Raw genomic sequence first — 9364 nt, forward strand, 5'->3', positions numbered from 1 at the left:
CTGAGGAATCCCCTGATGATTTAGATAAAAATCATAAAGTTAAGGTAGATGCACATCCTGTTATGTGATCAAATGATTTCGCCAAAAAACAAGCAACCAGACAACAAGATGTGCGAACTCAATATATTACACGATTCTCTCTACCAATTCTGCCCTGAACTGCACTTAAAGCGACTTAATAGCTTGATGTTAGCGTGTCGAGCATTGCTTGATAGTAAAACGCTRACGCTCACTGARCTTGGTCGTCACTTACCCTGCCAAGCCAGAGCTAAACATAACATAAAGCGGATGGATCGCCTGTTAGGTAACCATCACTTGCATCAGGAGAGACTCGCCGTTTACCGTTGGCATGCGCGTTTTATCTGTGCAGGCAATCCCATGCCAGTGGTGCTCGTCGATTGGTCTGATATCCGTGAACACAAGCGACTTATGGTGCTGCGAGCATCTGTGGCGCTCCAAGGACGTTCGGTCACTTTATATGAAAAGGCCTTTCCACTGTCAAAGCAGTGCTCTAAGTCTGCTCATGATCAGTTTTTATCTGACCTAGCAAGCATCTTACCTTCTTCGGTGACCCCACTGATTATCAGTGATGCTGGATTTAAAGTGCCATGGTACAAGTCTGTTGAGAAACACGGATGGTACTGGCTGAGTCGAGTAAGAGGTAAAGTGCAATTTTCTGAGCCAGGTGCCGAGAATTGGCGGCCAGTCAGTCGCTTACATAGCAAAGCCTCTAGCAGAGCCAAAAGTCTTGGTTATCAAAAACTGACCAAAAGCAATGCCATCAACTGCCAACTCGTGCTGTATAGCGCATTGCCTAAAGGCCGTAAGAGTCAGCGCTCTACCCGAACAAATTGCCACCATCCATCGCCCAAGGTGTACGCTGACTCGGCAAAGGAGCCATGGGTATTGGCCACTAACCTACCAACATCAGCCCGTACGCCCAAGCAGTTGGTAAAGCTTTACGCAAAGCGTATGCAGATAGAGGAAGCCTTCCGAGACTTAAAGAGTCCCGTATACGGATTAGGCCTACGCCAAAGCCGGACTCGTTGCCCAAAAAGGTTCGATATCATTTTGCTGATAGCCCTCATGCTGCAACTTATGTTTTGGCTGGCAGGAATACATGCGCAGAGCCAAGGATGGGACAGGCACTTTCAAGCGAATACAGTCAGAAGCCGAAATGTCCTGTCTACTGTCCGGTTAGGCATGGAACTGCTCAGGCGACCCGACTACGAAATATCACGACTCAAGACCTCTTAGCAGCGGGGGTAGTTTTAGCTCAGCAGCTCTTGAAAGATGGCTATGCATTGGCGGATTTATGAGGGGATCCCTCAGTACTATACACCAAACTTTGAACCATCTGGTGAACAGCGAACTCAAAGTGCGTTTGTCCAAGATAGATACTTCATTACTCCAGATCTCGAACTAACCGCCTCGCTGCGCTATAACCATATTCGATCAGAGGGCGTGCCAAACTTAGCACCTGATTATAACGACCCATCTGTAGGTCATGACTATAGTGCTGTTACTCACCAGGGTTGGGAGCCGCGTATTGCATTGGTCTACGATGTCAGTCCATCTACGCAAATCAAAGCCGCCTATGCTTATGGCTTGAAAGCACCAACAATTGACGAATTGTATACGGTGCAGTATGCAAGAGCCTCTAAACGGGCCTCGACAAGTCGGGATCTTTCCGTGACTCGAGTCAATGCGTATCTATTAGGTATGACTAATGAGCATCAACGTGTGTTGACTGAAAGCGATCACCTTGCTACTGAGGTCACGCTGTTCTGGAATGACATCATTCATGACGTTGCTCAGCGTCGTGGCATAAATGCGACAAAACAAAAAGAAGGCTACTATACCAACCTAGAAGGGCTATATACCTACGGCCTCGACGCACAGTTACAATATCGTCTCTACGATTGGTTCACCGATGCGTCTGTTTCTATTGTTAGGGGGAAACATAAAGGATCATTGCGCGATAGCACAGGCGCAGACGAATACTGGTACGAAACCCCACCACTAAGTGCAATGTTCGGTATCGGACACCAACTGACAGATACCATTCAAATCGCATGGCAAGGGCAGTATTGGGACGAGCAAGATCGTGTTCCTAACGAGCCTTCTTTGCACACTGCAAACGTGGCAAGTGACGCCTACTTTTTCCAAAACTTGTATGGTGAATGGAAGCCCAGTGATGATTTTGTACTACGTGCCACTATCATCAATCTTACCGATCAATATTACTCACCCTACCTTTCTGCCGGCGTGCCAGCAGCTGGCCGAGATATACGCATTAATGCCACTATTAGGTTCTAGGCAAGCGAGGGAGACACAACATTATCAAAGCCGAACACAAGTTCGGCTTTGCAATTTCGTACCATAACCGACACGATTATCCTGATAAATTTAATGGTTTATTTCTGATCAAAATCACGTTATTGATAGAGACCATTCACCTCCCCCGATTAAACCGGAGGCTATTTAATGACGACCATTGCCGTATTTAGCGCGAAATCTTATGACAAGGCCGCCTTTACTCATGTCAACGACGCATTTGCGTACACGTTTGAGTTTCATGATTTCCAACTCACTGACAAAACAGCCAAAATGGCGCAAGGTGCCGAGGTGGTTTGTGCGTTTGTAAACGATGATTTGTCTCGCCCCGTACTTGAAATTCTCGCAAAGGCAGGGACTTCTCTCGTAGCCTTGCGTTGCGCTGGCTACGACCGTGTCGATCTCGACGCAGCTAAATCACTGGGGATCACGGTTGTGCGCGTGCCCGCGTACTCGCCTGAATCGGTCGCCGAGCACACGGTTGGCATGATGATGTGTCTTAATCGTCGTTTCCATAAAGCGTATCAACGTACCCGCGAYGCCAACTTTGAGCTCGAGGGTTTAGTCGGCTTCAACTTTCATGGCAAAACAGCGGGGATTATTGGTACAGGAAAAATTGGTATTGCGACCATGCGCATTCTCAACGGCCTAGGGATGCGTCTACTCTGCCACGATCCCTATCAAAACCCACAGGCCCTTGAACTGGGGGCGGAATATGTTTCAAAAGAAACGCTTTATGCGCAAAGTGATGTTGTTTCTTTACATTGCCCCATGTCTAAAGAGAACTACCATTTACTCAGTGCCAACGCATTCAATCAAATGAAAGACGGTGTGATGGTGATAAACACCAGTCGGGGCGAGCTTCTTGATTCTGTCGCGGCCATCGAAGCACTCAAACAAGGCCGAATTGGCTCATTAGGCTTAGATGTCTACGACAATGAGCGCGACCTCTTTTTCCAAGATAAATCGAATGATGTGATTGTGGATGACGTATTTCGTCGGCTTTCAGCCTGCCACAACGTATTGATTACCGGCCACCAGGCTTTCTTAACCAAAGAAGCACTGCACAACATTGCCGAGACCACATTGGCGAACATTCAGATCGTACTAAGTGGTCAGACTTGCCAAAACCAAATCGTCGAAGTGGAAGACAGAAGCGATTAACGCCGATTAAAAAAGGCCTGATCGCTCAGGCCTTTTGTTCTTCAATATCGATTTAGCGGCTGATTACATGGCTTCCATGAAAATTTTAGCAATTTCTTCATGGGTTGCTTGCTTCGGATTGGTAAACCCGCAAGCATCTTTGAGCGCATTTTCCGTCAACACATCAATATCGTCTTGTTTAACGCCCAATTCATTCAGACCTGCAGGAATACCTACATCCGTTGACAACGACTGAATCGCTTGGATTGCGGCTTTCGCACCTTCATCCTCAGTCATGTTTTCGGTATCAACGCCCATCGCAGTTGCCACATCGCGTAAACGACTTGCACAGACTTGCGCGTTATAGCGCTGAACATGGGGGAGCAATACCGCGTTACACACACCATGAGGGAGGTCATAAAACCCGCCGAGCTGATGTGCCATGGCATGCACATAGCCGAGCGACGCATTATTGAATGCCATACCGGCCATAAACTGCGCATAAGCCATTTGTTCACGTGCCTCAATATTCTGTCCGTCAGCCACGGCGGTACGAAGGTGCTCTTGAATCAAGGTCATTGCTTTGAGCGCGACGGCATCCGTGATCGGTGTCGCGGCGGTTGATACATACGCTTCAACGGCGTGAGTTAATGCGTCCATTCCGGTCGCCGCGGTTAGTGAAGCTGGCTTCGCGAGCATAAGCTCAGGATCATTCACCGAGATAATTGGCGTGGTATGCTTATCGACAATCGCCATCTTAATATGACGTTCTTCTTCAGTAATAATACAAAAACGCGTCATCTCAGATGCCGTGCCGGCTGTTGTATTGATCGCAATCAGTGGCAGTTGAGGTTTCGCCGATTGATCGACACCTTCATAATCACTGATATGGCCGCCGTTCGTGGCAACTAAAGCGATACCCTTCGCACAATCATGCGGCGATCCGCCACCCAAAGAGATCACGCAGTCACATTGATTCGCTTGCAAAAGCTCAAGGCCTTGCGCCACATTGCCGGTTGTTGGGTTAGGCTGAGTACCGTCATACACCACACTGTCAACCTGGCGACTATCCAGTAACGCCGCGATTTGTTTGACGACACCAATTTCGTTCAGCACCTTATCGGTGACAATGAGGGCTTTTTTAAATCCATGCGATTGAATAGCGTCTGCGGCTTCTGAAAGGCATCCGGCACCCATAAGGTTAACCGCTGGGATAAAGAAAGTGCTCGACATGATCCTTGACTCCTTTTGTAGGGATAACAGAGGTTTTAGCAGAAAGTGCTTTCCCCTTTTGATGCCATTTTGTAACACGCCATTAGTTCGTCACATTTTGATCCAGCGCAATTTGCTAGGCAAGATAAACAAAATAAAAGACAAAACTGAGAGTTGTGTCTGCGACGGAGTCCATTGTGTTTAAAACATCAGCAGAAAATCATTTTTTTGACACTTTCTTGAAGAATAATGTCTAACATGCAATAGAGTAGAGTCATCGCTAACTTGTGATAGAGAGAACACAATGGGAACAAAATATAAACTGACTGCGGTTGCGGTTTTGACTGCCTCACTGGCATTAACAGGCTGTGAATCCATGTCGAATGCCCAAAAAGGTGCGGCCATTGGCGCAATCACCGGTGCGATTGCGGGTAAGTCCACCTCCAACCACAAAGATAAACGCGCATTCATCGGGGCGGCCATTGGCGCGATCGGTGGTGCCGCGGTGGGCAACTATATGGATAAGCAAGAGCAGGCTTTCCGTGAGGAATTGGCAGGCTCCGGCATTCAAGTAGTACGAGAAGGGGATAACATTCGTTTGATCATGCCATCGAATATTACCTTTGGATTGGATCAAGATGCTATCGCCGCCGACTTCTATCCCACCCTCAATGCGGTTTCCAACGTCATGCGCAAATACGACAAAACCTTTTTAAGCATTGAGGGCCATACCGACAACACAGGGGCGGCCTCATACAACCAAGGCTTGTCTGAGCGACGTGCGATGAGCGTTAAACGCTATCTTGCCAGCCAGTCTATCGACAATGCGCGCCTTTATACCTCTGGATTTGGCGAAACACGTCCACTCGTTGCCAATAACAGTGCATCCAATCGCGCATTGAATCGTCGGGTTGAGATTCAAGTGGTACCAAACACCCAATAGCAGCGGTAATCAATCAAGGTTGACACAACACAGTGCGCTTATTGGCAGTAAGCGCACCGTAAAGAGCGATTGATCACCAACACTAGAGATTATCGAGATGAGCAAGCAAATAGTCTGCACGCTCAATCATGGCCTCGCGCTCGGCAGCGTCCATTTTATCCCAGTTTCTGTAAGGCATAGCCATTCTTGGATTTCGACTAAAGCGATCGCGATGACGCTGCATAAAATGCCAATAAAGTGCATTCAGTGGACACGCGTTATCCCCCACTTTCTCTTTCACTGAGTAATGACAATCCCCGCAATAATCACTCATGCGATTAATATAAGCGCCACTGGCCGCATAGGGTTTCGTGCCAACCAACCCGTTATCAGCAAATTGCGTCATCCCCCTAGTGTTAGGCATCTCAACCCATTCTATCGCATCAATATAAATTGATAAGTACCAGTCATCGACGGCATCCGGGTTAATACCGGCTAGCAAGCAAAAGTTCCCCGTTACCATGAGTCGTTGAATATGGTGTGCGTAGGCCGTTTGCAATGACTGGGTCACCGCTTGAGACACACAGCGCATTTTGGTTTGCCCATCCCAGAAATAACGCGGGAGTGGTCGATTTGCCTCGAGGACATTTTTCTCTGCATAAGCAGGCATATTTGCCCAATATACGCCACGTATGTACTCCCGCCAGCCTAAAATTTGACGCACAAAGCCTTCGATCTGCGCCAGGTTGATGGCATCACTATGTCGGAAATACTCAATCGCGACGGTAATAACCTGCATGGGATGAAGTAACTTTGCATTCAGTGCAAACGACAAACGGCTGTGATAGAGGCTCCATTGGTGATCGCTACGACCCGTCATGGCATCTTGAAACTGACCAAACAGAGGCAAGCAATGACGGCAAAAGTGATCCAACAAGGCTTTCGCCTGTGAACGTGTCACAGGCCAGAGTAGGTCTGGTGCAGGTTCACCGATCGTCGCAACGTTATGCCGTTCGATACGAGCTAAAATATCGCGAACATCGTTACTGAATACTAAGGGAGACGGAATGGCAGCTAAATCGCTTTTTTTGAGCTTGTTACGATTATCTTGATCGTAATTCCAGCGTCCTCCTTCTGGCGCATCACCGTCCATCAGGACACCAAACTGGCGACGCATATCCCGATAAAAATACTCCATTTTACGATGTTTATTCGCCGTAAACTGAGTCGCTATATGCTCGTAAGGCAATAAAAAGTGCTCTGTATCAACACATTGGATTGCCACTTTATCGGGGAGATTGAGCGCGATGAGTTGCTGCGAAAGCCGATACTCGTCCGGCCGCTGATACGCAAAGGTGTTTACCTGATAATGTTCACACAAAGCACTTATTAGCGCGGGTAAATCTTGATAGCGTTGAGTGTCATCTAAAGTGAGGTAACAGACATGGTGACCCGCCTGCTCAAGTGCATGGGAAAAGGCCGCCATCGCCGCGAAGAATGCGCTTACCTTTTGGACATGATGCCTGACATAGGTGGCTTCTTGGTTAAGCTCCGCAACCAAATAAAGCACAGAGTCATCGGTCTGTTTAAACCATGAATGGCTCGCATTGAGCTGATCGCCCAGCACCAAGCGCAAAGTTCTATAGTGCGTGCTCTTCACTGGCACCTCGTTGTCATAATAAGTGTTGCAAGATAAATGTTGCAAAATCATACGCAGCAAACCACATTTTCGATGATTGCCTAGCTCAACCAGCTTGAATATCTGCCAAAACGCTCTACATTGGACCAAACACTAGCCATTATGCCCTACTCTTATGCGCGCACTTCTTGTCAGATTTTGCCTGTTGATCACTCCAATGATAGTTGTCTATCCGACATTGGCAATGAATGAGCCCGCTAGCCAGTTTGTACAAGACCTTCGCTTCCACGGCTACATAGATAATTACGGTAACGTAAAACTGCGGTTTGCGCCGATTACAGCACTCCCTGCAGGGTTCAAAACAAAAGGGTACCTGGATATTGAAGCCAGTGATATTGTACGGCTACCTCGCGGATTAGAGGTGGGCGGGTATTTTAACGCGGCCAATACCGCTTTGAAGCAGCTACCGAGGATGAAAGTCGGTGGCTATATTAACCTGACCAATACACAAATAACGCGTCTGCCCCCTAACCTCGTGGTGCGAGGCGATTTAAGCCTGGTCAATACGCCATTGACAGCGCTCCCTCAGCGTCTATTTGTTGAAGGCAATTTATACCTCACGAACTCACCGATAAACGCTATTCCTGACGATATCTATATCGGCGGCAATCTGTATATTCGCGGTACAAATATTCAAGAAATCAGTCCGGATCTTCGTATCGAAGGACAAGTCCTTCCCGCTCTTACCCAATGATCTGCCAACCATTATTGATCGAATCAGCATTAGAGTCGTACGTTATCCCGAGCCTAGTTTTTAAATTACAGTCTAAAACGGTCCGATATGATTACTTTACATCATTTAGAGCAATCGCGGTCTCAGCGTATTGTTTGGTTATTGGAGTCTTTGGCGGTTCCATATCAGTTGGTTCGCCACCAGCGTGACCCAAAAACCAAACTCGCACCGCGTGAGTTGAAACAAATACACAGCTTGGGGAAAGCGCCCGTGATCGAAGACGGGGACATTGTGATTGCGGAATCTGGCGCAATCATTGAATATTTGTTAGATACATACGGGGATGGCAGCTTAATACCTGAAACAAAAACAGAGAAGAGCCTCTATCGATACTGGATGCATTATGCCGAAGGCTCTCTGATGCCACCATTGGTGATGTCTCTGATATTCAGTAAAATTCCAGAATCTCCCATGCCATTTTTTATTCGGCCCCTAGCCCGGAAGCTGATGGATGGTGTGAAGCAGCAGTTCCTGACGCCGCAGTTACACGACCATTTCGCTATGATAGATAATCATTTAGCGCATCATAAATGGCTCTGTGGGGACCAAATCACAGCGGCCGATATTCAAATGAGTTTTCCATTATTGGCAGCGCGCCCACAGCTTCATACCGAACATCACGCCAACATTTTTCGCTATCTGGAGCAAGTTGAGCAGCAACCCGGCTACCAGAATGCGTTATGCGTGGTCGGCCCCCTAAAAACACTGTAACAAAGACAGTGTTAAGGCTTGTATTATGCAGGCAGAGTCGACTCTGCTTGCATGATCCAACGCTGATAGCCTGGCAAATCAGCTAACTGCTGATACCAGCGAGAGATATTAGGTGGCAAGGTTAAAGACGCCTCATTATGCAAGCTATGGATCAAACTTCCTATCGCAATATCAGCCAATGTTATGCGATCTGATGCGAGATATTTTTGCTCCGCCAGTACCTCATCGATTCGTTCCAGATGATAACGACACTGCTCTAGCGCCTTTTCTCGTGATGACATAGCTTGTGAAGACATAGCATGTGGGTGGTCAGAGGCTGAAGAGAATAACGCCCTTTTAATAACGGGTTGGAATGAGGAGAGACACCAGTCCATCCAGCGTTCATAACATGATCGTTGAAACGCACAATCCGGATACCACATTTTGTTACCATAACAAGCAACGAGGTAGCGCAATATGGTATGTGACTCCCACACGCTATTCGGGCCGTCTTCTAAAACGGGGGTTTGTTGCATCGGACAACGCTCAGCGATGGCTTGTGCGTCACGATGGCTATGACGAATATCGACTTCTTCTAGCGCAATACTTAAATCCAGCTCCTCAATCA

The 9364-nt window shown here is 47.6% G+C and carries 8 protein-coding genes and 1 pseudogene; 6 read left to right on the top strand and 3 right to left on the bottom strand.

Annotation, left to right across the window (positions count from 1 at the left end):
* The first annotated feature begins 108 nt into the window (after nucleotides 1-108).
* The 3 genes and pseudogenes from BZG79_RS07605 (at nucleotide 109) to BZG79_RS07615 (ending at nucleotide 3501) form a co-directional block, all read left to right on the top strand.
* A pseudogene (locus BZG79_RS07605) lies at nucleotides 109-1319 on the top strand (IS4 family transposase).
* Entirely contained in the window at nucleotides 1300-2319 is a 1020-nt protein-coding gene (locus BZG79_RS07610) for a TonB-dependent receptor (RefSeq protein WP_199877604.1), read from the top strand. The pseudogene BZG79_RS07605 and the gene BZG79_RS07610 overlap by 20 nt, the downstream one beginning before the upstream one ends.
* A gap of 168 nt (nucleotides 2320-2487) precedes the next feature.
* The gene (locus BZG79_RS07615) at nucleotides 2488-3501 is read left to right on the top strand and encodes a 2-hydroxyacid dehydrogenase (RefSeq protein ID WP_077774100.1); all 1014 of its coding nucleotides are present in this window, start codon (nucleotides 2488-2490) and stop codon (nucleotides 3499-3501) included.
* Between the two features lie 63 nt (nucleotides 3502-3564).
* Here BZG79_RS07615 and yiaY read toward each other — a convergent pair whose 3' ends face one another.
* Entirely contained in the window at nucleotides 3565-4713 is a 1149-nt protein-coding gene (gene yiaY, locus BZG79_RS07620; RefSeq protein ID WP_025744342.1) for an L-threonine dehydrogenase, read from the bottom strand.
* A 283-nt stretch (nucleotides 4714-4996) separates the two neighbouring features.
* Here yiaY and BZG79_RS07625 point away from each other — a divergent pair, with 283 nt between their 5' ends.
* Nucleotides 4997-5635 carry an OmpA family protein gene (locus tag BZG79_RS07625; RefSeq protein WP_025744343.1) on the top strand — a complete coding sequence of 213 codons (639 nt, stop codon included), beginning with the start codon at nucleotides 4997-4999 and terminating at the stop codon, nucleotides 5633-5635.
* Between the two features lie 82 nt (nucleotides 5636-5717).
* Here BZG79_RS07625 and BZG79_RS07630 read toward each other — a convergent pair whose 3' ends face one another.
* Nucleotides 5718-7274 (bottom strand): cryptochrome/photolyase family protein, encoded by a 1557-nt coding sequence (locus tag BZG79_RS07630; protein ID WP_242414139.1) that lies wholly within the window; start codon nucleotides 7272-7274, stop codon nucleotides 5718-5720.
* 196 nt (nucleotides 7275-7470) lie between these two features.
* On the opposite strand from BZG79_RS07630, the gene BZG79_RS07635 reads away from it, so the two are divergent.
* The gene (locus BZG79_RS07635) at nucleotides 7471-8007 is read left to right on the top strand and encodes a hypothetical protein (RefSeq protein ID WP_077460883.1); all 537 of its coding nucleotides are present in this window, start codon (nucleotides 7471-7473) and stop codon (nucleotides 8005-8007) included.
* A gap of 87 nt (nucleotides 8008-8094) precedes the next feature.
* Nucleotides 8095-8757 carry a glutathione S-transferase gene (locus BZG79_RS07640; RefSeq protein ID WP_077460882.1) on the top strand — a complete coding sequence of 221 codons (663 nt, stop codon included), beginning with the start codon at nucleotides 8095-8097 and terminating at the stop codon, nucleotides 8755-8757.
* Nucleotides 8758-8780: 23 nt separating this feature from the next.
* Here BZG79_RS07640 and BZG79_RS07645 read toward each other — a convergent pair.
* Nucleotides 8781-9364 (bottom strand): glutathione S-transferase family protein (locus BZG79_RS07645; RefSeq protein ID WP_077774102.1); only part of this gene is annotated, 584 nt, incomplete at its 5' end.

It is taken from the genome of Salinivibrio sp. MA427 (assembly GCF_001996115.1).
Classification (GTDB): Bacteria; Pseudomonadota; Gammaproteobacteria; order Enterobacterales; family Vibrionaceae; genus Salinivibrio; species Salinivibrio costicola.

Coding starts and splice junctions, on each gene's coding strand:
- BZG79_RS07610 (WP_199877604.1), top strand. CDS start 1,300: ATGCATTGGCGGATTTATGAGGGGATCCCTCAGTACTATACACCAAAC.
- yiaY (WP_025744342.1), bottom strand. CDS start 4,713: ATGTCGAGCACTTTCTTTATCCCAGCGGTTAACCTTATGGGTGCCGGA.
- BZG79_RS07625 (WP_025744343.1), top strand. CDS start 4,997: ATGGGAACAAAATATAAACTGACTGCGGTTGCGGTTTTGACTGCCTCA.
- BZG79_RS07635 (WP_077460883.1), top strand. CDS start 7,471: ATGATAGTTGTCTATCCGACATTGGCAATGAATGAGCCCGCTAGCCAG.
- BZG79_RS07640 (WP_077460882.1), top strand. CDS start 8,095: ATGATTACTTTACATCATTTAGAGCAATCGCGGTCTCAGCGTATTGTT.